This is a genomic window from Pseudomonas sp. Pseusp88, from assembly GCF_047303955.1.
Taxonomy (GTDB): domain Bacteria; phylum Pseudomonadota; class Gammaproteobacteria; order Pseudomonadales; family Pseudomonadaceae; genus Aquipseudomonas.
This window is the reverse complement of record NZ_JBGLYM010000003.1, coordinates 1-23,720: the sequence shown is the minus strand read 5'-3', so window position 1 is coordinate 23,720 and position 23,720 is coordinate 1. Positions and strand designations below refer to the sequence as shown.

The 23,720-nt window shown below is 60.4% G+C and carries 20 protein-coding genes; 15 read left to right on the top strand and 5 right to left on the bottom strand.

What is annotated here, in order from left to right; genetic code table 11:
• Window positions 1-451: 451 nt before the first annotated feature.
• The 13 genes from ACCD02_RS04715 to ACCD02_RS04655 all read left to right on the top strand — a co-directional run bounded on the left by ACCD02_RS04715 (window position 452) and on the right by ACCD02_RS04655 (window position 17,120).
• Window positions 452-1,282, top strand: a complete 831-nt coding sequence (locus tag ACCD02_RS04715) for a class II aldolase/adducin family protein (RefSeq protein WP_413298907.1) — start codon at window positions 452-454, stop codon at window positions 1,280-1,282.
• A gap of 6 nt (window positions 1,283-1,288) precedes the next feature.
• Window positions 1,289-2,251: an ABC transporter substrate-binding protein gene (locus tag ACCD02_RS04710; RefSeq protein WP_413298905.1), complete on the top strand. Its 963-nt coding sequence runs from the start codon at window positions 1,289-1,291 to the stop codon at window positions 2,249-2,251.
• Between the two features lie 6 nt (window positions 2,252-2,257).
• Entirely contained in the window at window positions 2,258-4,711 is a 2,454-nt protein-coding gene (locus ACCD02_RS04705) for a TonB-dependent receptor plug domain-containing protein (protein ID WP_413298903.1), read from the top strand.
• Window positions 4,712-4,723: 12 nt separating this feature from the next.
• Entirely contained in the window at window positions 4,724-6,064 is a 1,341-nt protein-coding gene (locus ACCD02_RS04700; protein ID WP_413298901.1) for an LLM class flavin-dependent oxidoreductase, read from the top strand.
• Window positions 6,065-6,201: 137 nt separating this feature from the next.
• Window positions 6,202-7,785, top strand: coding sequence for an ABC transporter substrate-binding protein (locus ACCD02_RS04695; RefSeq protein WP_413298899.1), 1,584 nt, complete (start codon window positions 6,202-6,204; stop codon window positions 7,783-7,785).
• A 10-nt stretch (window positions 7,786-7,795) separates the two neighbouring features.
• Entirely contained in the window at window positions 7,796-8,812 is a 1,017-nt protein-coding gene (locus ACCD02_RS04690) for an ABC transporter permease (protein WP_413298897.1), read from the top strand.
• 65 nt (window positions 8,813-8,877) lie between these two features.
• Complete coding sequence (locus ACCD02_RS04685; protein WP_413298895.1) at window positions 8,878-9,690, top strand: ABC transporter permease; 813 nt, start codon at window positions 8,878-8,880, stop codon at window positions 9,688-9,690.
• Window positions 9,687-11,318 carry a dipeptide ABC transporter ATP-binding protein gene (locus tag ACCD02_RS04680; protein ID WP_413298893.1) on the top strand — a complete coding sequence of 544 codons (1,632 nt, stop codon included), beginning with the start codon at window positions 9,687-9,689 and terminating at the stop codon, window positions 11,316-11,318. The genes ACCD02_RS04685 and ACCD02_RS04680 overlap by 4 nt, the downstream gene beginning before the upstream one ends.
• A 475-nt stretch (window positions 11,319-11,793) precedes the next feature.
• Window positions 11,794-12,951 (top strand): alpha-hydroxy acid oxidase, encoded by a 1,158-nt coding sequence (locus ACCD02_RS04675; protein WP_413298891.1) that lies wholly within the window; start codon window positions 11,794-11,796, stop codon window positions 12,949-12,951.
• Entirely contained in the window at window positions 12,951-13,853 is a 903-nt protein-coding gene (locus ACCD02_RS04670) for a LysR family transcriptional regulator (protein ID WP_413298889.1), read from the top strand. The genes ACCD02_RS04675 and ACCD02_RS04670 overlap by 1 nt, the downstream gene beginning before the upstream one ends.
• Window positions 13,854-13,972: 119 nt before the next feature.
• Window positions 13,973-14,638 carry an RraA family protein gene (locus ACCD02_RS04665; RefSeq protein WP_413298887.1) on the top strand — a complete coding sequence of 222 codons (666 nt, stop codon included), beginning with the start codon at window positions 13,973-13,975 and terminating at the stop codon, window positions 14,636-14,638.
• Between the two features lie 57 nt (window positions 14,639-14,695).
• A complete protein-coding gene (locus tag ACCD02_RS04660) occupies window positions 14,696-16,060 on the top strand; it encodes an MFS transporter (protein ID WP_413298885.1) in 1,365 nt (454 codons plus the stop codon).
• Window positions 16,061-16,076: 16 nt separating this feature from the next.
• On the top strand, window positions 16,077-17,120 hold the full coding sequence (locus ACCD02_RS04655) for a hydroxyacid dehydrogenase (RefSeq protein ID WP_413298883.1): 1,044 nt from the start codon (window positions 16,077-16,079) through the stop codon (window positions 17,118-17,120).
• A 137-nt stretch (window positions 17,121-17,257) separates the two neighbouring features.
• On the opposite strand, the gene ACCD02_RS04650 is transcribed toward ACCD02_RS04655, so the two are convergent.
• The 3 genes from ACCD02_RS04650 to ACCD02_RS04640 form a co-directional block, all read right to left on the bottom strand.
• Entirely contained in the window at window positions 17,258-18,070 is an 813-nt protein-coding gene (locus tag ACCD02_RS04650; protein ID WP_413298881.1) for a pyrroline-5-carboxylate reductase family protein, read from the bottom strand.
• A gap of 83 nt (window positions 18,071-18,153) precedes the next feature.
• Window positions 18,154-18,786: an FMN-dependent NADH-azoreductase gene (locus ACCD02_RS04645; protein WP_413298879.1), complete on the bottom strand. Its 633-nt coding sequence runs from the start codon at window positions 18,784-18,786 to the stop codon at window positions 18,154-18,156.
• Window positions 18,779-19,228, bottom strand: coding sequence for a GNAT family N-acetyltransferase (locus ACCD02_RS04640; protein ID WP_413298877.1), 450 nt, complete (start codon window positions 19,226-19,228; stop codon window positions 18,779-18,781). The genes ACCD02_RS04645 and ACCD02_RS04640 overlap by 8 nt, the downstream gene beginning before the upstream one ends.
• 97 nt (window positions 19,229-19,325) lie before the next feature.
• On the opposite strand from ACCD02_RS04640, the gene ACCD02_RS04635 reads away from it, so the two are divergent.
• Window positions 19,326-20,735, top strand: coding sequence for a PLP-dependent aminotransferase family protein (locus tag ACCD02_RS04635; protein WP_413298875.1), 1,410 nt, complete (start codon window positions 19,326-19,328; stop codon window positions 20,733-20,735).
• Here the strand turns inward: ACCD02_RS04635 and argC are convergent, their stop codons facing one another.
• Entirely contained in the window at window positions 20,736-21,656 is a 921-nt protein-coding gene (gene argC, locus ACCD02_RS04630; protein ID WP_413298873.1) for an N-acetyl-gamma-glutamyl-phosphate reductase, read from the bottom strand. It abuts the gene before it with no gap.
• Between the two features lie 114 nt (window positions 21,657-21,770).
• Between argC and ACCD02_RS04625 the strand changes: the two genes are divergently transcribed.
• Complete coding sequence (locus ACCD02_RS04625; protein ID WP_413298871.1) at window positions 21,771-22,655, top strand: LysR family transcriptional regulator; 885 nt, start codon at window positions 21,771-21,773, stop codon at window positions 22,653-22,655.
• Between the two features lie 129 nt (window positions 22,656-22,784).
• Here ACCD02_RS04625 and ACCD02_RS04620 read toward each other — a convergent pair.
• Window positions 22,785-23,720: hypothetical protein (locus ACCD02_RS04620; protein ID WP_413298868.1), on the bottom strand; the 936-nt coding region annotated here is incomplete at its 5' end.

Here is a 23,720-nt window from a genome sequence, read left to right as displayed (position 1 = left end):
GTTGGCGAGCAGGGCGACGCGGCACGTCTGATCCACCGCCTCGCCAGCAAGCCGGCTCCCACGAATATGATTAATATGGATATAAATCAATCAATATAATTATCCATATTAATATTAGCTTAGTCCGTAAAAGAATTTCACAGCCGCTTTCTCTACGTTTATGTTCTAACCCAAGCAGGACAGCGCGGCCCATCCGCGCTATTGCCTGAGCGCTCGACCCGACCCCTCGCACGGTGGAGGAGAGCTAAGCCAACCACCATGCGAGGGATCCTGACCATGACCACCTGACGCCCCGTCTGCCTGTCGATTCAGCGAACGTATCCGCGCGCTGATCGATATCGAGTCTTCCCATTTGCGAACCCGACATTTGCTTCCCTGGCCTTGCGCCTGGCGCTGTCGCTCGCTCAGAAAATAGCTCGGCCACACGAGCACCAGCCTGAGTAATCCTGGCATGAGTCAAACCAACCCGATTTCGAAAAGCATTTTCAGCCTGCCCCACAGCGACAATCGCCTGACCCTGGACGGCGTGCCAAAGCACGCCGACCTGCACGCCGAGCGCCTGCATCGCAAACAACGCCTGGCTGCGTCGTACCGCCTGTTTTCCCGTTACGGTTTCGAAGTGGGTCTGGCCGGGCATTTCACCGCCCGTGACCCGATTGAAACCGATCATTACTGGATCAACCCGTTGGGTGTGCCGTTCTCGCAGATAACCGTGTCGCAACTGCTGCGGGTCAATCGCGAAGGACAGGTGGTGGAGGGCGAGGGCTTGCTCAATACCAGTGCCCTGGAACTGCACGACGGCCTGCAACAGGCCCGGCCGGAAGTGGTCGGCATCGCTCACCTGCACGGTTTCTACGGACGGACCTGGTCGTCTCTGGGCCAGTTGTTTGACCCGATTACCGCCGAAGCCGGGGCCTTTGTCGAGGATCAGGCGATCTTCCGTCGTCATGACCTGCGCACCGCCAGCGGTGCCCTGGACAATGACCGCGATCGGGTCACCGCTGCCTTTGTCGACAGTTTCGGCGGTAACAGCCTGCTGTTCTGGCAGAACCACGGTGTCTGGACTGTGGGCGAAACCGTGGAAAGCGCGGCGTGGAAGTTCATTCTTGCCGAGGACATTGCCCGCTCCCATCTGCTGGCCAGAGCCGCAGGGGTGCCGGTGATTCCCCAGGTTGATCCGGTCACACCCCAGAACCGGGCGCGTGGCGAGCTGTTCGGCTGGCTGAATTTCCAGCCGCTGTGGGACGAGATTGTCACCCAGCAACCTGACCTGCTGGACTGACTGGCGATGGCCGCTCTTAGCCGACGCCGCCTGCTCACTGCCAGTGCCACACTGGTCGCGGGTGCCTGGTTACTGCCCAAGGCTGCCCATGCCCGGGCCACGCCTTTGCGGGTATGGCGCTACAAGGGCTCAGCAGCGACTTTCATGGATTTGGCCGGGCAACTGGATACGCCTTACCCGGTGGAGTGGGTGGATATCGGCGGTGGCAACCTGGTGCTGGAAGCATTGAACAGTGGCAGCCTGGACTATGTATCGATGAGCGAGATTCCGCCCATCTTCGCCGCCAGTGCCAAGGTACCCATTGCCCTGATCGGTGTGTTGCCGGGAGACCTGCACGACAACGGTATCGTCGTACGCAAGGACGCCGGGATCCGCAGCGTCGCTGACCTCAAGGGCAAGCGCATCAGCTATGTACGGGCGACCAATACCCATTACTTCGTCCTCGACATGCTGCGTCAGCACGGCCTGACCCTGGCCGATGTGCAGGCGGTACCCATGCCGATGCAGGACGCCCTGATCGCCTTTCGCAGCGGCCATGTCGATGCCTTGACCGGCGGCGGTATCAGTCTGTTGCAGGCCGCGCGGGAGGGCGGCGAGCGTCTGGAAAATGTCAGCCGCTTTGTCGGCAATAGCCTGATCGCCACCACGCAAGGTTCACTGCAGGACCCTGGCAAACACCGTCAGCTCGGCGACTTCCTGCAGCGGGAAAAGGCCACCTGGGCCTGGGTCAGCCAGCATCCCGAAGCCTGGGCCAGGCGCTGCCAGGAGCAGAGCGCAATTGCAGCCGAACTGTATTTGCAGCAGTTGCGCCAGCGAGCGCTGCCGGTGCGTCTGGGGGCCATCAATGAGCAGGCCATCGCCTCGGCACAGCAGGTCGCCGACACCTTTTTTGACAATCAGTTGATCCGCGAGCCCGTCGATTTACGACCGCTCTGGCGCGATGACTTCACCTCTATCCTGGAAAGTTGATCCTTGATGAAATCGCTCTCTTACCGCGTCTCTTTACCCCTGGCGCCAATGATTTTTGCCGGCTATGCGCTATTGCCCGCGTACGCCGCCGAATCCAGTGAAACCCTGGACACCGTGATTGTGACCGGCTCCCGTGGCAGCGAAGCGCGCACCGTGACCAGCAGCCCGGCCCCCATTGATGTGATCAATGCCCAGCAGTTGGAGAAAACCGGGTCAGGCAGCTTGCGCGGCGCGCTGGAGAAAGTCCTGCCGTCGTTCAGCCAGCGCCCATCCGGCACCTCCAACGACAGCATCGCCCGGCCTTACAGCTTGCGTGGTCTCAACGGTTCCAACGTGCTGGTACTGGTCAACGGCAAGCGTCGCCATAACAGCGCGGTAATCAACCTCGATTCGACGGCAGCCTACGGCACCAACCCGGTGGATCTGGACATGATCCCCATCAGTGCCATTGACCATATCGAAGTGCTACGTGACGGCGCCTCGGCGCAGTACGGCTCGGACGCCATCGCCGGGGTGATCAATATCATCCTCAAGCAGAACGACCACGGCGGCTCGGCCAGTACCCAATATGGCGAGTACTACCGGGACGGCGATGGCGGCACCATACGCCAGACCCTGAACAACGGCTTTGCCTTGCCCAACGACGGCTTCTTCAACCTGTCACTGGATGCCAAGTCGCAACAGACCGCTGTGCGCGCCCGGGATGCCACCGGTTCGTTCTATTATCCCCAGGCCGATGGCTCGCCGGACCCACGGGAAGCCACTGCGGACAAACAGGTTCAGAAGAACGGCCTGCCCAAGATCAAGGCAATCAATGTCGGTTATAACGCCGAGGCGCCGATCAACGATGACGTGACCTTCTATTCGTTCTCGACCCTGAGCAAGCGCGATGCCCGCGGCGGGCAGAATTATCGCCGGCCTAACTCGACCAATATCATCCCGCAGATCTACCCGGACGGCACCGCGCCGTTCTACACCCTTGAAGAAGTGGATTATCAGGTCGCGGCCGGCGCCAAAGGCCTGCTGGCAGGTTGGAACTGGGACCTCAGCTCGACCTTCGGCCGCGACAAGGGCCAGGCCGGGGCCGATGAAACCCTTAACGCTTCCCTTGGGCCAACCAGCCCGACCCATTTCGATACCTACACCAATACCTTCGATCAATGGACCAACAACCTCGACTTCACTCGGGCATTCGATGTCGGCCTGAGTAAACCGATGCAAGTGTCCTGGGGCGGTGAACTGCGTCATGAGCGCTACAAGACCGAGTCCAATGACTACCTGTCCTATATCAATGGCGGCTATATCTACCCCAGTGGCCCATTGCGTGGGCAACCGGCGGCAGTAGGGGCCCAGGGCGCGATTACCCTGACTCCGGACGATGCCGGGCAGAACAGTCGCAACAGCTATGCCAGCTATGCGGACGTGGGCTTCAACCCCACGGAAAAACTCTGGCTGGGCCTGGCCGGGCGCTTTGAAAAATACGATGACGACTCCGGCGACACCCGCAGCGGTAAATTCTCGGCACGCTATGACTTCACGCCGGACTTTGCGATTCGCGGCACCATCAGCAATGGCTTCCGAGCGCCGTCGTTGTCACAGTCGACTTACGCCCATACCTCCAACCAGTACACCCTGGTCAACGGCGTCGCCCAGTTCGTCGAAGCCAAGACCGTGCGGGTCGATTCGACTCTGGCAAAGGCCCTCGGGGCCGAAGCCCTCAAGCCCGAAAAGTCGCGCAATATCAGCGTCGGCTTCACCTACAAGCCACTGCCACAGGCCAACGTGACACTCGACGCCTATCAGATCGAGATCAGGGATCGCATCGGCCTGACCGGCTTCCTGTCCGGTGCCGGAGTCAATCAGATCCTGCAACAGCAGGGCTTCCGCCCGGGCTACCAGCTCAAGTACTTCACCAATGCTGCTGATACCACGACCCGTGGTATCGACCTGGTCACTGACTACAAGGTGGACTACGGCCGCTACGGCAGCGTCAAGTATGGCGTGGCGTTCAACTACAACAAGACCGAGCTCGACAGCATCAAGGCCACCCCGGCCGCGCTGACTGCCGTGGGCAGCAACCTGGTGCTGTTCGACCGCGTGGCCCAGGGCTACCTGACCGTGGCCAACCCCAAGACCAAGCTGATCCTCAGCAGCAACTGGAAGATCGACAAGTTCGATATCAACGCTTCGGTCAACCGCTATGACAAGGTCACCGCCCGTGATGCCAACCCGGCCTATGACGTGACCTACGGCGCCAAATGGATCACCGATCTGGAAGTCGCCTATGCGGTGACCGATGCCCTCGGTGTGGCCGTAGGCGCCAATAACCTGTTCAACGTACATGCCGACAACAACGGCTACCCGGCTGGCGACGTCAACGGCTTCCCGAAATTCGGCAGCATCTCACCGTTCGACCCCTATGGCGGCTTCTGGTACACGCGCCTGACGTACAACTTCTAAAAGGATGCAGTCATGAGCAAGACACACCGACAAATCCTGCTTGGCGCATTCATTCCCAGCGCCGGGATCATGGGCTCCAACTGGCGGCATCCGTCGGCAACGGTCGACTCATTCGTCGACTTCGGCCATTACAAGTGGATCGCCGAGACCCTGGAGGCGGCGCGTTTTCATGCGCTGTTTTTCAACGATACGGTGAATATCGAGCTGGACCTGGAAGCCCTGGCCCGCGGTCCCAACAGCGTGCGATGGGACCCGTTGGTATTGCTGCCCGCGCTGGCCCTGGTCACCAGGAATATCGGCCTGATCGCCACCGCCAGCACCACCTATAACGAGCCATACAACATTGCGCGCAAGTTCGCCAATATCGACCACCTGAGCGGCGGCCGCGCGGGCTGGAACCTGGTGACTTCCTTGGGCGGCGGTGAGAATTTCAACCTCGATGCCCATGTCCTGCACGCCAATCGCTACGAACGTGCCGAGGAGTTCTATGATGTGGTCACCGGCCTGTGGGACAGTTGGCAGGACGATGCCTTCGTGCAGAACAAGGCGTCCGGCCTGTGGCTGGATACCGGAAAAATGCACGTCCTCAACTACCACGGCAAACACTTCCAGGTCAAAGGACCGCTGAATGCGGCGCGGCCGGTGCAGGGCTATCCGGTGGTGGCCCAGGCCGGGTCGTCGGATGCCGGTCGGGCGTTGGCGGCGAGGGCCGGAGAACTGATTTTCACCGCCCAGCATACGGTGGAGCAGGGGCGGCAGTTCTATTCCGAGATCAAACAACAGGCCGCAGCCCTGGGACGTAATCCCGAGCATGTGAAGATCTTGCCCGGTGTTTCGCCGGTGGTTGGTCGAACCCTGGCCGAAGCCCAGGACAAATACGACCGCCAGCAGGAGTTGCTCGACCCGAGCACCTTCCTGCGCACCATCTCGCGCTTTACCAGCCTGGGCTTCGACCTGTCGGAGCTGCCGTTCGACGAAGTGGTGCCACTGCCGCCGGAGACCTTCGATACCAATACCCACAAAAGCCGGCAGAAACTGGTGTTCGACCTGATCCGCCGCGAGCGGCCGACGGTTCGCCAGCTATTCAACAAGCTCACTGCCGGTGGCCATCGCATCCTGATCGGCACGCCGCAAAGCATCGCCGACGATTTCCAGGAGTGGTTCGAACAGGGCGCCGCTGATGGATTCAACGTGATGTTCTCCGGGCTGCACCAAGGCATCAGTGATTTTGCCGACGGCGTAGTGCCGGAGCTGCAACGCCGTGGGCTGTTTCGTCATGAGTACCAAGGCGACACCCTGCGCGAGAATCTGGGGTTGCCTTATATCCCCAATCGGCACGCGGCAGCCGTTTGAGTTCAAAAGATGCTTTGTGGGAGCGAATTTATTCTCGAAAGCAGTGTGTCAGTCACGGTGATGTATCTGAACTGACGCCTTCGCGAATAAATTCGCTCCCACAGGGATTTATCGACATATGGATAGCGCTCTACCTTATGAAATCAAAAACTGCGTTGCTTTTGCCCATCCTTGCGGCGCTGCTCAGCGCCTGCGGCGACCACCCCGATCCATCCGTCGTCGCCTCGGCAACCAAGCCGGTTGCCGGCGGCACCCTCAAGGTTGCCCTCGATGGCGATCCCAACTGCATCGATCCGCAACAAGCGGGTAATAACACGGCGCTGAATGTCGGACGTCAGGTTGTCGACTCCTTGACCGACCAGGATCCGCAAACCGGTGCCATCGTGCCCTGGCTGGCCACGTCCTGGGAGATGGATGCCCAGTCCAGGCGTTTCACCTTTCATCTGCGCGATGGTGTGCGTTTCAGCGACGGCACGCCTGTGGATGCCGCCGCCGTCAAAGCCAATATCGAACAGATTCTGGTATTGGGCGCTCGTGCCTCACTGGCCTCGACTTACCTGGATGGCCTGAAGGGCGTTGAAGCCGTGGACAGCCGCACGGTGATCATTGAATTCAACCAACCCAACGCGCAATTCCTGCAAGCCACCTCGACCATGAGCCTGGGCTTGCTGGCGCCGGCGACCCTGGCGTTGTCGGCGGCGGATCGTTGCCAGGGCCAGTTGATCGGCAGCGGGCCGTTCAAGCTCAAATCCTTCGTGCACAACCAGCAAGTGCAGCTGGTGCGCAACGATGACTATGTCTGGGCTTCGTCACTGGCCGGGCATACCGGCAAGGCCTGGCTGGACGGTATCGATTTCCTGATCATTCCGGAATCCGGTGTGCGCCTGGGCAGCCTGGTTTCGGGGCAGATCGACGTCGATAGCGGGGTTGTGCCGCAGAACGAACAGACTCTCGAAGCCCGGAAACTGCCGTTGCTGACCCGGGCCAACCCCGGTGTGGTGTATGTCTTGGCACCGGATGAAAAGAGTCCGCTGTATACCGAATTGGCGCTGCGACAGGCGCTGAACAAGGCGATAGACCGCGCGCAACTCGGCACCATCATCTCCCGCTATCAGAAGCCGGCTACGGCTTTGCTGGCCAGCAGTACGCCGTTCTACCGGGATCTGTCGCCATTGCTGGCCTACGACCCGGACGGCGCCCGGCAACTGCTCGACGCCGCAGGCTGGAAACCCGACGCCGATGGCATTCGCAGCCGCAATGGTCAACGCTTGAGCTTGCGCCTGGATTACTGGCAGACCACGCCAATCCTGGAATTGGTCCAGCAGCAACTCAAACTGGTGGGCATCGAACTGCGACTGAACAAGGCCACGATCAGCCAGGTCACGGCTCTGAAAGCCAATGGCGATATCAGTCTGAATTTCTTCAACCTGACCCGTGCCGACCCGGACGTGATCCGTACGGTGTTCCAGGTGTCCGGACGTAACTACAACAACCGTGACAGCGCAGAGCTGGATCAAGTACTGCAGGACTCGGCGGCAACTCTGGACACGGCCGTGCGCCAGCAACTGGTGGACCGCATCAGCGAAACCATGATCAGGGACGGCCATGCGATTCCATTGATCGAGCTGGTGACCGTGGTTGGCCAGGGCCGGCAAGTGCAGGGCCTGCACTTTGAAGCGTCATCGCGCTTGCAGTTCTTCGACACCTGGTTGCGGCGATGAGGAGTCTGTCATGAGTGAAATCCTGGTTCCTGTTCAGAGCCTGTCCCGTTGGGCCGGGCATCCGTTGCGTCGTCTGCCGGGCTACCTGGTGCAACGCGGATTACAGGCGGCGCTGGTGCTATGGGCGGCGTTCAGCCTGTCGTTCGTGATTCTCTATGCGCTGCCCAGTGATCCGGTGAGCATCATGCTCAACCAGACCGGTGAGCCGACGGCCGTGGATCGCCAGCAGATCGCCGCGTTGCGTGCCGAATATAACCTCGACGAACCCTTGCCGGTGCAATACGGCCTGGCCCTGTGGCGGGCAATGCAGCTGGATTTCGGTCGTTCGATCCAGAGCGGCGAGCCGGTTGCCAGTGCCTTGGCCCATGCCCTCCCTGCGACCGCAGCGCTGACCCTGCTGGCCCTGACCGTCGCCTTGCTGGGCGGTATCAGCCTGGCTCTGGCCGCCAGCCTGACCCGACGACATTGGTTGCGTGACTTGCTGCTCGGAGTGCCCGGGCTGTCGGTGTCGCTGCCGACGTTCTGGATCGGCCTGCTGTTGTTGCAGGGTTTCTCCTTCAACTGGCACTGGTTTCCGGCGATGGGAAATCAGGGCTTCGCTTCGCTGGTCCTGCCTGCACTGACCCTGGCGATCCCTACTGCGGCGGTGATCGCCCAGGTGCTGGCGCGCTCCCTGGCGTCGGTGCGCCAGCAGCCGTTTGCCGATGTGCTGCTGGCCAAGGGCCTGGGCAAGGGCAGGTTGCTGTTCGTGCATCTGCTGCATAACGCGGCGATTCCGTTGCTGAGCCTGACCGGCGTGATCGTCGGCAATCTATTGGCCGGTTCGGTGGTGACTGAGACGGTGTTCTCCCGCGAGGGTGTCGGCCGTCTGGCCCAGGGCGCGGTGATTACCCAGGACATTCCGGTTGTGCAGGGTGTGGTGGTGCTGGCAGCGGCGATTTTCATCCTGGTCAATCTGCTGGTCGACTCCCTGTATCCCTTGCTGGATCCGCGCATGATCAACAGCGGCCCGAGGGCAGGGCGATGACCCGGGTCTTGAATGAGAGCGTTTTAGAAACGGCGTTTCCAGGACGCAGCGCGTGGGCAACAACTGTGCGCGTAGTGCGCCAGCGGCCGCTGTTACCTTTGGGTATCGCAGTGCTGCTGTCGGCGCTGGCTTGGGCGATGTGGCCGGGGGTGTTCAGCCATTACGATCCACTATTGGGTGTACCGGCCCAAGCGTTGCAAAGCCCTGGTGCGCTGCATTGGTTTGGTACTGATCATCTGGGACGTGACTTGTACAGCCGGGTCGTCCATGGCGCGTCATTGTCGCTGCGAGCCACGGCATTGGCGGTGTTGATCGCCCTGGCCATCGGCATCGTGTTGGGGGTGGTCTCCGGCTATTTCGGCGGTCTGCTTGACATGATCTTGATGCGTCTGGTGGAAGTGCTCATGGCTATTCCAGCGTTGCTCCTGGCCATGGCCATTATTACGGTGTTGGGATTTGGCACGGTGAATATCGCCCTGGCGGTTGGCCTGTCGTCGGTGGCGACTTTCGCTCGCCTGGTTCGGGGCGAGGTGCTGCGCTGGCGTGGCAGTGTCTTCGTCGAAGCCGCCATTTCCTGCGGCGTGGGGCCATGGACCATCATTCGCCGACACATTCTCGCCCACGCTGCCGGGCCGGTGCTGGCCCTGACTGCATTGGAGTTCGGCAGCGCCGTGTTATCGGTATCGGCGTTGAGCTTCCTTGGCTTTGGCGCGCCGCCACCGCAGCCGGAATGGGGCCTGCTGATCGCCGAAGGCCGCAACTACATGGTCGCGGCCTGGTGGTACACCACTCTGCCGGGGCTTGTCGTCGCCGCGGTGGTATTGGCTACCAACCAGATCGCCCGTGCCGTTCAACATCTGCAAGGAGTCAAACGATGACTGCCGTTCTGCATGTCCAGGGCCTGCGCATTGGTTACCACACTGCTCAAGGCCGGGTAGAGGGGGTCGACCAGGTCAGCTTTGTGGTGTATCCCGGTGAAATTGTCGCCGTGGTGGGGGAGTCCGGTTCCGGCAAGTCGACCACGGCGGCCGCATTGATCGGGCTGTTGGCGGATAACGCCTCAATCGAGACGGGCAGCATTCTGTTGGCCGGAGAGGAATTGGTGGGGGCCAGCGACAAGCGCTGGCGCAGCCTGCGCGGCAGTGTGCTGGGCTTTGTGCCCCAGGATCCGGGGTTGTCCCTGGATCCGGTCAAGCGCATCGACAGCCAGTTATGGGAAGCAATGACTGTGCACGGCGTGCCTCGGGCCTTGGCGAAAACCCGTGCCTTGCAGCTGCTGCAAGAGGTCGGGTTGAAGAATATCCCCCGTGTCGCTCGCAGCTTTCCCCATCAATTGTCCGGAGGTATGCGCCAGCGAGTGTTGATCGCCATGGCTCTGGCCAACAATCCGGCGCTGATCATCGCTGATGAGCCGACCAGTGCCCTGGACGTCGGTGTGCAACGACAGATTCTCGATCGTCTGCAAACTCTGGCTCGGGAGCGTGGCACGGCAGTGCTGTTGATCACCCATGACCTGGGCGTGGCACTGGATCGGGCCGATCGCCTGATCGTCATGCAGCGAGGCCGTATCGTCGAAACCGGCGAGGCCCGGCAGATTTTCGAGCAGCCGCAGCATGCCTACACCCGGCAATTGCTTGGCGCAGCGCCCGGTTTCAATGAGGCGGCCACAGTGCGCAGTTATGTTTCGGCGAAAGCAGCCACGCCGTTATTGCAGGTGGAACGGCTGCGCAAGGATTTTTCCAGTTGGCGTAATCCCGGCAATGCAGCAGTGGACGATGTTTCGTTTTCAGTGATCCGTCATGCCACCACCAGCCTGGTCGGCGAGTCCGGGTCGGGTAAGACCACTACGGCTCGCTTGATCGTTGGCCTGGAACGACTCGATGCCGGGCGAGTCTTGTTCGATGGTCAAGACATCAGCCTAAACCGCCGCAGCCAGTGGCAACCGCTGCGTCAGCGGATCCAGATCGTCTACCAGAATCCGTACGCATCTCTGGACCCGCGTTTCACCCTGGAGCAGATCATCACCGAGCCACTGCAGGCCTTTGCCGTGGGCGACCGTGCTTCTCGTCTGGCTCGGGCGGCCAGCCTGCTGGATCAGGTAGAACTGCCTGGACGCCTGCTGCATCGCCGCCCCGGTGAGCTATCGGGAGGGCAGCGACAGCGGGTGGCGATTGCCCGCGCCCTGGCCCTGGAGCCGGAATTGCTTGTGCTGGACGAGCCCTTGTCGGCACTGGATGCCTCAGTGCAGGCGCAGATACTGGCGTTACTGGCTGAGCTACAGCAGCGACTGGGCCTGACCTATCTGTTTATCTCCCACGACCTGGCGGTTGTGCGGCAAATTTCCGAGCAGGTGGTGGTCATGCGAGCCGGCAAGGTGGTAGAGCAGGGTGCCTGCGAGCGGGTGTTCCAGGCCCCGGCCCATGAATACACTGCGCAATTGTTGGCGGATGTACCGGGGCGACGGTATTTGCAGGAGCGGCGGGAGGAGGTTTATCGGATGGCGTGAGGTGGGCTGGCAGATTACTGAATCACCGACATTTTTGTGGGAGCGAATTCATTCGCGAAAGCTTTATTCCGGACGCCGCCAACGCGTTGGATGTACCGGCCCCTTCGCGGATGAATCCGCTCCCACAAATCCTACGATATGCACGCGCTACTGTGGGGAATTCAGTCGCGAAGAGGCTGGTACATTCAACAGATTTTCATCATCTTCAATCCCGCTTTCGCGAATGAATTCGCTCGCACTGTAGCGCGTGAATATCGTCGGATCTGTGTGGATTCATCCGCGAAGGGCTGCTCTGGCTTTACAGCGAACATAGAATCTCCCACATAAATTGCTCTGCTCACGCCTGTTTTTATTCGGAGGATAGGGGTATGCCGGGGGCGATGAAAGCAAAACACCATTTTTCGCTTTATCCCCGCCTTCCAAGGCTCTAGGCTCACAGGTCGCCCGGCCACAACAATAATCCAGTGAGCGCCCCATGCCTGAATCGCTGCAAAAGTACCTGTCGCTGCATGATTTCGAGGCGGTGGCGAAGAAGCGTTTGCCCGGCCCGCTGTATGCCTATGTGTCCGGCGCGGTGGAGGACGGCATGTCCGTCGCGGCCAATCGCAGCGCGTTTGCGCAGTACGGCTTCATTCCCAATGTGTTGGTGGATGTGTCCAAAGTCGATATGACCACGACCCTGTTCGGCCAGACCTACTCGGCGCCCATCGGCCTGGCGCCCATGGGTATTTCCGCCCTGACCAGTTACCGGGGCGACTTGATTCTCGCCAGTGCCGCCGCTGACAGTCGGGTGCCATGCATCATGAGTGGCTCCTCCTTGATTCGCCTGGAAGAGGTAGTCGAAGCCGCGCCTTACACCTGGTTTCAGGCCTATCTGCCGGGTGACCAGAAGCAGATCGACGCACTGATTGATCGGGTTGCCGCTGCCGGCGTGCAGACGCTGGTGGTCACCGTGGATACCCCGGTTGCGGCCAATCGCGAGAACAATGTCCGTGCCGGTTTTTCCACGCCGCTACGCCCCAGCGTGCGCCTGGCCTACGAAGGTGTGACCCATCCGCGCTGGTTGTTGGGGACCTTCCTCAAGACCATTTTTAACCACGGCATGCCGCACTTTGAAAACAACTACGCCACTCGCGGCGCGCCGATCATGTCCAAGAGCGTGCTGCGCGACTTTTCCGACCGCGGCCATCTGAACTGGGACCACGTGAGCGCCATCCGCGCCCGTTGGAAAGGGCCGATGATTCTCAAAGGCATCCTCAATCCACGGGATGCCATCAAAGCGCGAAACATCGGTATTGACGGCATCATCGTTTCCAACCATGGCGGCCGCCAGCTCGATGGCAGCGTCGCGCCGTTGCAGGTACTGCCACGCATTGTCGACGCGGTGCCGGATACCGTGGTGATGATCGACAGTGGTATCCGTCGCGGCACCGACGTGATGAAAACCATGGCCCTGGGCGCGAAGGCGGCCTTTATCGGCAGGCCATTCAACTACGCGGCGACGGTGGCGGGGCAGCCGGGGGTGGCTCATGCCATCAAGTTGATCTGCGATGAGTTGAAGAGAGATTTGGGCTTGTTGGGGGTGTCTTATCCGTCGAGCCTGGATGCATCGGTCCTGCTGGAAACCTGCTGATGGTCACTTTCAAACAACTGGAAGCGCTTTACTGGATCGCCCGCCTGGGCAGTTTCGAAGCTGCGGCAGCCAAGCTGAACATGTCGCAGTCGGCGATTTCCAAACGCATCGGCGAGCTGGAAGAAACCTTCAGCGAGCCGATCTTCGACCGCGTCCGACGCAACTCGCGTCTTACTCCTCGTGGCGCCTTGCTGCTTGACCATGCCACCGACCTGTTAAACCGACGCGACCAGATGCTTCAGGAAGTCAGCGACAAGTCGGCCCTGGTCGGACGCTTTCGTCTTGGTGTTACCGAACTGACTGCCATGACCTGGCTGCCGGCCCTGGTCGAGCGAGTCAACGCCGTGTATCCCAAGCTTGAACTCGAGCCCTCGGTTGACGTGGGCTCCGGGCTGTTTCGCCAGCTGGAGCAGGACCAGCTCGACCTGATCGTGGTACCCGCTGTTTATGCCGATACCCGTTTTGTCAGCCTTGAGCTGCCCAGCGTGCGCAACACCTGGATGTGTTCGCCGCGTCTGCTCGATAACCAGCAGGTCTGGTCGCTGCAAGCCCTATGCGGCCAGGTGCTGCTGACCCAGGGCGGCTCTTCCGGCGCGGGCCTGCACTACCAGCGCTGGTTCGCCACCCAGGGCGTGACCTTCGAGCGGACCATCAATGTGAACAATCTGCTGGCCCAGGTCGGCCTGGCCATCTCCGGCCTTGGCATTGCCTACCTGCCCAAGGACTGTCTGGCGCATTTGCTGGAGCAGGGCAGTTTGTGCGAGTTGAGCAGCGAACCGGCGTTGCCGGACAGCCCTTACATCAGCCAATACCGGGGTGATCGTTGGGCGGGGGTCAGCGCTGATATTGCGCAGATGGCCCAGGAGCTGTGTGATTTCACCCGGTTGTTGATTGCGCGCTAAGTTTTTGGGGCGTAAATGATGGAAAAAAAGCGATGGTTTTTCAGTCGTTAATATCGCTAAAAGTATTGGCGCCGACTGCCTAAGATCCCAGGCATCAACCAACAACAAAGGGTGCCGCCATGAGCTTCCCAGGATCCCGTGTCAATCCCGCCGTCCCGCCTCTGAACAATGAGGTGATTCGCGCCTTCAATAATGTCGTCACTCCGCATATCAGCGATAACCTTGGCCGCCATATCGGCGCCCGGGGCCTGACCCGCTATAACCGCACCGGCAAACTGGTCGGCACGGCGCTGACGGTCAAGACCCGGCCCGGCGACAATCTGTACATCTACAAGGCGATGATGCAGCTGCAGCCCGGGCACGTCTTGGTGATTGATGCTCAAGGCGATGCCAACAATGCGGTGATTGGCGAACTGATCAAGCTCTATGCCCTGCAGCGCGGTTGCGTCGGCTTCGTGGTGGACGGTGCCATCCGTGACGTCGCCAGTTTCGAGCACGTTCCCTGCTATGCCCGCAGCGTCGTGCATTGCGGGCCCTACAAGGAGGGGCCGGGGGAGGTCAATGTGCCGGTGAGCATCGGCGGGATGCTGGTTTCGCCAGGGGATATCGTCGTCGGCGACGAAGACGGCCTGGTGGCATTCCCCATGGATCAGGCTGAAGAGGTCTTGCACAAGGCCGGGCTGCACGCCGAACACGAACAACGCGTGATGGCGGAAATCGCCACGGGTGCACTGCATCAGAGCTGGATCGACAAGGCCCTGGCTGCCAAGGGCCTGCTGGATTAGCGATCAGCGCTGATCCCGTCCGCCAACCGACACAAATCAAATAATATCGGTATCGTCATGATCAAGACCCTTTCCAAGAAAGGCGGCTTTCGCTGGATTGTCGCCGGACTGTTCTTCCTCGCCTACATGATTGCCGGCGCCGACCGCGCCAATATCGGCGTGGTAGTACCCTTTATCAAGCAGGAATACGCCCTGAGCAACACCGATATCGGTGCCTTGGCCAGCCTGTTTTACCTCACCTACGCAGTGGTACAGATCCCGGCCGGTTATCTATTCAGCCGCTGGGGCATCCGCAACCTGCTGACGGCCTCCCTGGTGCTGACGTCCATCGCCACACTGCTGATCGGCATGACCACCAGTGTCCTGCAACTCAAGTTCGCCCGGGCCTTGCTCGGCGCCGCTGAGGGCCCGATTAATATCGGCATCGTCTCGATTATCAACCGCTGGTTTCCGGCACGGGAGAAGGGCCTGGCCACCGGGATTTTCATGTCCGCGATCAAGTTCGCCCCGGCCTTCGTGCCGCCGCTGTGCGCCTGGATCGTGCACTTGTATGGCTGGCGCGAGGTGTTCTATATCTTCGCCTTTCCGGGTCTGCTGGTGGCGGTGCTGTGGTGGTGGCTGGTCAAGGACGATCCATCGAAAAGCCCGTATTGCTCACCGGCCGAAGCGCGTTATATCGAAGAGTCCGACGCGCCGCTCAAGACAGCGAATGCAATGGCGCCCCAACGCAGCTGGCTGGACCGCTTTATTCGCACCCGCGACATCGATCTGCTGCACGACAACGCCAGTATCCTGCGCTCATGGAATATCTGGGCCTGTGCCCTGGGTTATTTCCTGATGGTCGGGATCACCTACGCCATCATGACCTGGGTGCCCACCTACCTGGTGTCGGTCAAGCACTATTCGGTGATGAAAATGGGGGCCGTCGCGGCAGCTCCATGGGTCGGCGCAATCGTCGGCAACCTGCTCGGCGGCTGGTTATCGGACAAAGTCTTCGACAAGCGCCGCAAGCCGGTGATGCTGATTACCTCTTTGGCCACGGTCGTGACGATGTTCGTCCTGCTCAACTCGCCGGATGATCCGATCCTGCTGGCCGGAGTGTTCCTCGTGGCGGGGATCCTGCTCAACATCGGTTACTCGACCTTTCTCGTCTACCCCATGGGCCTGGCGACCAAGGACAAGGTGCCGTTCGCTGCGTCCATCATCAACACCGGCGGCTCTCTGGGCGGTGCCTTCGCGCCTTTTGTGGTGGGTGTGCTGCTCGATGCCTACGACTGGAACATGGTCTTCACCTTTCTCGGCGTCTGTTCGCTGCTGACCTTTGTCGTGTTGCTGACCATGATCGAGCCCCGGCCCAAGGCCAGCGCCGTGACCCAGGAACCCCTTGTGCCGAACGGCCCCCACGTCGCCAGCAACGCTTGAATATCAAGGACACCTTATGTCTACGTTTTTGAATAATGCCGTGATCAGTCGTCTGGACCTGTGGATCAACCCGATCTTCGACGAACTGATCGAGGCCACGCCGGGCCTTGCCCTGCAGCGTCTGGTCAGGGCCGATGAAGCCGGGGTATGGGTCGGATTGCGCCGGACTACGGCCTACCACATTACCGCCGCGAAGGATGAACTGCCCAGCCAGTGGTTCGCCAACCAGGCACTGATCGAGCAATGTCCGCAGTTGCTCTGCGTATCATCAGGCGGGGCGGGCTATGACACGGTGGACGTCGAAGCCTGCACCCGAGCCGGTATCGCCGTGGTCAATCAGGCCGGGGCCAACGCCAACTCGGTGGCCGAGCATACCTTTGGCCTGCTGTTGGCACTGAGCAAACGCCTGATCGAGTCCAACCGCCGGCTACGTACGGATCGCGGCTTTGCCCGTGAAGACCTGATGGGCGAGGAGATCCACGGCAGCACCCTCGGGATTATCGGCCTGGGAGTGATCGGCGAGCGCACGGCGCGGGTAGCCAACGGCTTTGGCATGCGCGTGTTGGCCTACGATCCGTATCTGGATGCCGAGACCGTTCGTAATCGTGGCGCGGAACCAGCATCCCTCGAGCAATTGCTGGGGACCGCAGATTTCGTCTCCCTGCATTGCCCGCTGAACGCCTCGACCCGCCACCTCATGGGCGCCGAACAGTTCGCAGCGATGAAGCGCGGGGCGATTTTCCTGTCCACTGCGCGCGGTGGTATTCACGATGAAGCGGCGCTGTTCGACGCCCTGAATCGCGGGCATCTGGCCGGTGCCGGGCTGGATGTGTGGGAAGTCGAGCCACCGCCCCATGAGTCGCCGTTGCTGGGGTTGGAACAGGTGATCGCCACCTACCATACCGCCGGGGTCAGCCATGGTGGACGGCGTAATGTGGCACGCTCTTCTGCGTTGCAGATTCAGGCGATGCTACGGGGAGAGCGACCACCACACCTGATCAATCCCGAGGTTTGGGAGCATTTTCTGGAGCGGTTGGAGCGGGCATCCTCAGTAGTCTGATTTGAAATGCAATTATTGTAGGAGCTGCCGAAGGCTGCGAATGGGTTTTAACGGATACATCGCCTTCGCAGCCTTCGGCAGCTCCTACAGGCATGATGCATTATCGGAATTTAGCGAAACGCTTTGGGACCCGCTCATCATTTGTGTTGGTCGGGCCCCTCCCAAAGACTCGACTGCGCCACTGCCATCGCCGCATCCAGCCCATTTTTCACACTGGCCTCCAGCCCTGCGGCCAGCATGCCATTGATCCCTGCCGCACTGACGCCTTTGTAGTCCAGCAGCGTTTGCAACAGCGCCTGGAAATCCCTGCCGGGCGTGATCAACTGGCTGGCCTGAACCACCACCGCCGTCACCGCACGGCGGGCTATATCATCGGCAATGCCTTGCTCAATGGCGCAGTTGTACATGGTTTTGGCCAGAAGTGCGGGGTAGGAGGGGCCGGTCCCGGTCAGGCCGGTGAGGTAGTCCAGCTCCCGCTCGCTGTGCACTTCATCGGCCTGGCCACAGGTTTCGAAGATCTGCTGAACCAGGGCTTTATCAGCGGCTTCGACCTGGGGGCTGCCCAGCCACGGTGTGTAGGACTGACGAATTTCCAGGGCGGCATTGGGCATGGCGCGAATCACCCGCCGGCTGCCGATATGGGCTTGCAGATCGCTCATGCACACGCCAGCGACGAGGGAAATCAGCAGCCGATCCTGCATATCGATATGCACGGCGGCGAGGTCTTCGGGCCGTACCGAGAGGATCACCACATCACTTTGTCGAACCAGTTCCTGGTTATCGGCGGTAATGCCGACCCCGGCCAATATCCCCGGCTCATTGATAGTCCCGGAACGGCTGGAGAGGATCAGCGCTTGAGGTTCGAGCGAACCCGCCTGCACCAATGCCGTGGCAATGGCGCGTCCCAGCCATCCCGTGCCGCCGATAATACCGATGGTCAAGCCGTGCATGATGTCCCTCAACAGGTGGCTTTAAGCAGTCGGTCCACCTTACCACCGGCGTGAGGGGCGTGCCGTCGCAGCCGCGACATGCTTCAGCCCATGGCGACAGCGCGAGGTCGGCGGGCGAACAGCGGCTCCAGCAGCAATTGTCCCCGGGCGCAGTCCACCGCTGTTGCCACGGCTTCCTCACCCCCGACCATGCCTTGCAGATAGATAAAGTGCAGGTCGAACAGACCAATGCTGTTGAGCACATGCCGCAGGTAAGGCGTGATGAACTCCTGCTGACGCGCCATCGGCCCGCGATGGACGCCGCCCGAGCTGATCAGCAGGTAGACCGGGCGGTCCTCCAACAGACCCTGCTTGCCAGCGGGTCCGTTTTCAAACGTGCGGTGGGCACGCACCACATGGTCGATCCAGAGCTTGAGCGCGGCGGGGCCGGTGAAGTTATGGATGGGTGTGGTAATAAACACCAGGTCACTGCGCTCCAGTTCGCTGATCAGACCTTCCGACTGGGTAAAAGCCGCATCCTCGATCGGTGCACGGCGGATGATCGCCCCGGCGTAATCCTCAGTGATCGGACTCAATGGCGCAGCCGCCAGATCTCGGTGAACCAGGGTCAATCCGGAAAAACGCTGTTGCAGCAGGCCGACCATTTCCGCTGCCAGGCGAAAGCCTGGCGAGTTGCCCTGGTTCGGGCTGGCGCTGAGCAGCAAGACATTACGCATGGCGGTTCTCCTGGGCAAGGTTCAATGACTGAACGAAATGCATGCCCTTGGCGAGCAGGCCTTCATGGAAATAGAAACGTTGCGCCAGGGGCATGTGCAGCCCGGTATCCAGCACGAAATGCGCGCAGCCGCGTTTGCGCGCTTCATCTCGGGCGGCCGAGAGCAGACGCCCGCCAAGACCGGAATGGCGTTGCGCCGGGTCAACGATCAGGTCGTCGACGTAGACGAAGCGTCCGTACAATAAGTTCTCCGACTCGCGAAAGCCGATCAGACCAATGACCTGCTCACCACGAAACGCGCCCAGTAACAGGTAACCGGCCTGGACCTGGCGAATCAGCTGTCCGGCATAGGTAACGGCATCGCCAAGGTGCGGGCGCAGCTGGCGCATCAGCTCGAAACTGGCCTCGAACTCGGCAGGTTGCTGTAGCAGACGCAATTCCATGGTTGATCGCATTGCAGGCCCCTCTGTGGAAGTGGGTTCAATCTAACGTGGCAATGTCCTATGCTCTAGATCCAAAAAAGTTAAAAGAGACTGGGACATGGACGGTTCAGGCGAGGTGCCGCTGTATCGACAGATTTATTTGCGTTTTCGCCAGTCCATTGCTGACGGCCAATTGCTCGCGGGCGAGCGAGTGCCTTCAGTTCGCGCCTTGGCCGCCGAGTTGAATCTGGCTCGGGGGACCGTGGAAGCGGCGTACCAGTTGTTGATCGGCGAGGGCTATCTACAGGCGCGTGGCCCCGCAGGTACGGTGGTTGCGCCGTTGTTGCAGCCCATTGCGCGGCCCGCGCCAATGACAGCCGAAAGTACGATTGCGCCGACTCTGGTGCACTCCGGCGCCGTACCGGGCCCTTTGCAGATCGGCCTGCCTGCCCTCGACGAGTTTCCACGCAAACTATGGAATCGCCTGACCAGTCACGAGCTGCGCCATAGCGGGGTCGATGGCCTGATCTATCCCGACTCCCGGGGTGACGCCGGGCTGCGCGCGGCGGTGGCCGGGTATCTGGGGGTGTCCCGGGGCATTGTCTGTGCGGCCCGACAGGTATTCATCTGCGCCGGGTATCCGGGGATTCTCGACCTGATCTGTCGCAGCCTGCTGAAGGAGGGCGATCAGTGCTGGTTCGAAGAGCCGGGGTATTTCCTCGCCCGGCGCTTTCTACAGGAGGCCGGTGCGCAACTGGTACCGGTGGCGGTGGATGCCGAGGGGCTCAATGTCGAAGAGGGCAGGTGCCTGGCCGATGACGCGCGGTTTGCCGTGGTAACCCCCAGCCATCAAAGCCCGCTGGGGGTTTCCCTGTCATTGCCGCGGCGTCAGGCCTTGCTGGACTGGGCCAACCGCAAGGGCAGCTGGATCATCGAAGACGACTATGACAGCGAGTACCGCTATCAGGGCCGTCCGCTTCCGGCGCTGAAAAGCATCGATAACCAGGGCCGTGTGCTGTACGCCGGAACCTTCAGCAAAGTGCTGGCGCCGGGGCTGCGTCTGGCCTATCTGGTGGTGCCGGAGACTCAGGTCGAGCGCTTCGCGGTCATGGCCGATCGCATGCACAACCATTGCCCGCAGCTGCTTCAGGCAACGATTGCAACTTTTATCCGCAACGGCCATTTCGCCCGGCATCTGAAGAAAATGCGCAGCCTGTATGCGCGGCGTCGAGCCCTGCTGATCAATGCCCTGCATGAGCACTTGGGCGAGCGCTTGAAGGTCGATCAACAGGCCGGTGGCATGCATATCGTCGGGCATTTGCCGGCCGGATATGACGACGGGGAAGTGGCCGAGCATGCCCGGCTTCTGGGGCTGGCGGCGGTGCGACTGTCCGTTTGCTACGCCGGCAGCGAAAATACCCAGGGCCTGATGCTTGGCTTCACCAATATAGCGTCCGCGCAACAGGCCGGGGAGGTGGTGGCGCTACTGGCCAGGGCGATCAGCAGCGCTGCGCCGGTCCCGATGTAATCAGCGCTGCAACAACAGATCCAGATTCTGCACCGCTGCTCCGGCAGCCCCTTTACCCAGATTGTCGAAAACCGCCGCCAGCAAGACTTGACCGTGGTTTTCGAAAACAATCAGGCGCAGGTTATCAGTGCCGTTGAGTGCCTGAGGATCCAGGACCGCCATGGCCTTGGCATCCTGTAACGATATGACCTCCACGCCATCGGCAGCAGCATAGTGCTGGCTCAGGCAGTCGTGTACCTGCGCGGCATCAGTGCCCGGTGCCAGCAAGCGCAGTTGCAGGGGAATGGTCAGTACGATGCCCTGGCGAAACGCGCCATAAGCCGGCGAGAACAGTGGACGCTCGCTAAGGCCGCTGTATTGCTGTATCTCCGGCACGTGCTTGTGCGCCAGGCCCAGTCCGTACAATTGGAAAGCCGGAGCTTGGCCCGCGCCTTGGCCTTCATATTCATCGACCCCCGCCCGGCCCTTGCCGGAATAACCCGATACGGCGTGAATGCTGACTGGATAGTCGGCTGGCAGCAGGCCCGCTTGCAGCAAAGGATGCAACAGGCCGATGGCGCCGGTGGGGTAGCAGCCGGGATTGCTGACACGCTTGGCTTCGATGATCGCCTGTTTCTGTTGCGCACTGATCTGGGCAAAACCGTAGGTCCAGTCAGATTGGGTACGGTGTGCCGAACTGGCGTCGATCACCCGCACGGCAGGGTTTTCGATACTGGCCACCGCTTCTTTTGCCGCCTCGTCCGGCAGGCACAGAATGGCGATATCACAGCCATTGATCGCTTCGGCACGGCGTTGGGCATCCTTGCGCTGGCCGGAGGGCAGGGTCACCAGACGCAGATCCTTGCGTTCGTGCAGGCGTTGGTGGATCTGCAACCCGGTGGTGCCTTGGTCGCCGTCGATAAATACAGATGCAATGGTCATGGGATGCGCTCACAGGCAGAAATCAACAGCCTTTATCTTCGACGCGGGCGTAACATAGTGAAAGTTGAATTTGATAACGATCAGATTCACCTTTTCTGAATATTAGAGGTTTGTATGCGCGAAATCAGTCTCGACCGTCTGCGTACCCTGGTGGCCATTGCCGACCTGGGTTCCTTCGCCGAAGCGGCGCGGGTCTTGAACCTCGCGCCGCCCACCGTGAGTCTGCATGTCGCCGACCTCGAAGCCCGGGTTGGTGCCACGCTGCTGTCGCGTACCCGTGGCAAGGTGCAGCCTTCGGTCATCGGCCAGACTCTGGTCGAGCGGGCGCGGCGCCTGCTGGCCGATGCCGAGCAGGCGCTGGAAGATGTGCAGCGCCAGGTATTGGGCCTGGCCGGTCGGGTGCGGGTCGGTGCGTCCACCGGGGTCATCGCCCAGTTGATCCCCCATGCCCTGGAGGTGCTGGAACAGGATCATCCGGACATAGACGTACAGGTCGCCGTGCTGACCTCGCAGCAAACCTTGCAAAAGCTGGCGGACGGCAGCCTGGATATCGGCCTGGTGGCCTTGCCGCAGCCACCGGTCAAAGGGTTGCGCATCGAGCCGTGGCGGCGCGACCCGGTCATGGCCTTCCTGCCCGCGCGCTGGAACAGCCCGGACCTGATCAGCCCCGCCTGGCTGGCCATGCAACCGCTGATCCTCAACGACAACAGCACGCGCCTGTCGCGCCTGACCGCCGAATGGTTCGCCAATAACGGTCCGCAACCAGTGGCGCGGATTCAGCTCAATTATAACGACGCAATCAAAAGCCTCGTGGCTGCCGGTTACGGCGCGACCCTGCTGCCCCACGAAACCTCGACACCCCTGCCGGACAACCGCATAGTAATGCGCCCGTTGAGTCCGCCGCTGTGGCGTGAGCTTGGCGTCGCCCATCGCAGTGGCGAAATCGAACGCACGACTCGGCATGTACTGGAAGTGTTGTGGGGGTTGAGTGTGGATTGAAGTAACCGCTGACACGGCGAAGTTGGGCAGCGAACCCTTGCAGGGGGCGGGAGCCAATATCGTGTGAGAGTTCATTTGCGAATAGATTGCGCGTTATCGGCCCAATGTAAGCGTGGCTTGGATCGGTCATCAGTCGATATACTTCACGTGCCTTAACATAAAGTTAGGCCGTTTGAAGGTATTGATATTATCGGTGCGCCCACGCATTTCCTTGAGCTTGGCTTTGAAGACATCGTTATCCATATCGATCCAGTAACGCGGGTCGCGATTGGTTTGACGGTCGTACTCGGCAGTCACCGGGTCCAGGTGGCGATGAGCTTCGTGTACCGGTACGTCGGGCAATGGGCGGCTAATGTCCATGAAGTTCTGGAAGAAATCCCACAGGGCGCAAGGCTTTTGTGCGAGGTTGTCTGGCGCAATCATGTCATTGAAGTTCATGCCCTTATTGCTATAACGATGAGCCAGAGAAAGACCGATCATGGGCAAGCCCTGACGATCTGGGTTGGTGATTATATAAGCGTCGAACTCATAAAAGGGCGCGGTGAATTCGCCGATTTTTCCGGTTTTTTTAAAGTCCTTGTAGTCAAAAATAGTAACCAGGCCCGTGCGGCGATTCAGTTCCCAAAGAGGGCCTTTTGGGGCGCGCAGCCAAATTCTCGGGAAGTACTCAACTACAATGTGGCCAATCGCCCAGCAGAACAATGGTGTGCCCAATGTCCATGAATAAAACTCTAACATTTCTTTATATATTAACTCCTTGTTTGGAGAGTTTGCTGAGGGCATTGTCAAAAAATAGGTCAAGATCGAGACAAGGATAAATAGCATAGTTGTTACCTTCCCCCCACCTTTTAGAAATAACCAAAATTGAGTCTTGAAAGGAAATTGCGCATGACGAATCACTTCATGATCGTGTCGATAATGCAGCTCCAGATGTTCAAATGGGCGTGTTACGTAAGTGCCATTCGCTTTCTGTTCGGCCTTTTCCTTTTCGAATTTTTCCCAGTAGCGCATTTTTTCGGGACTGGGGTCTTGCATGATGTTGTCCGGGAGCACCTCTTGGGTATT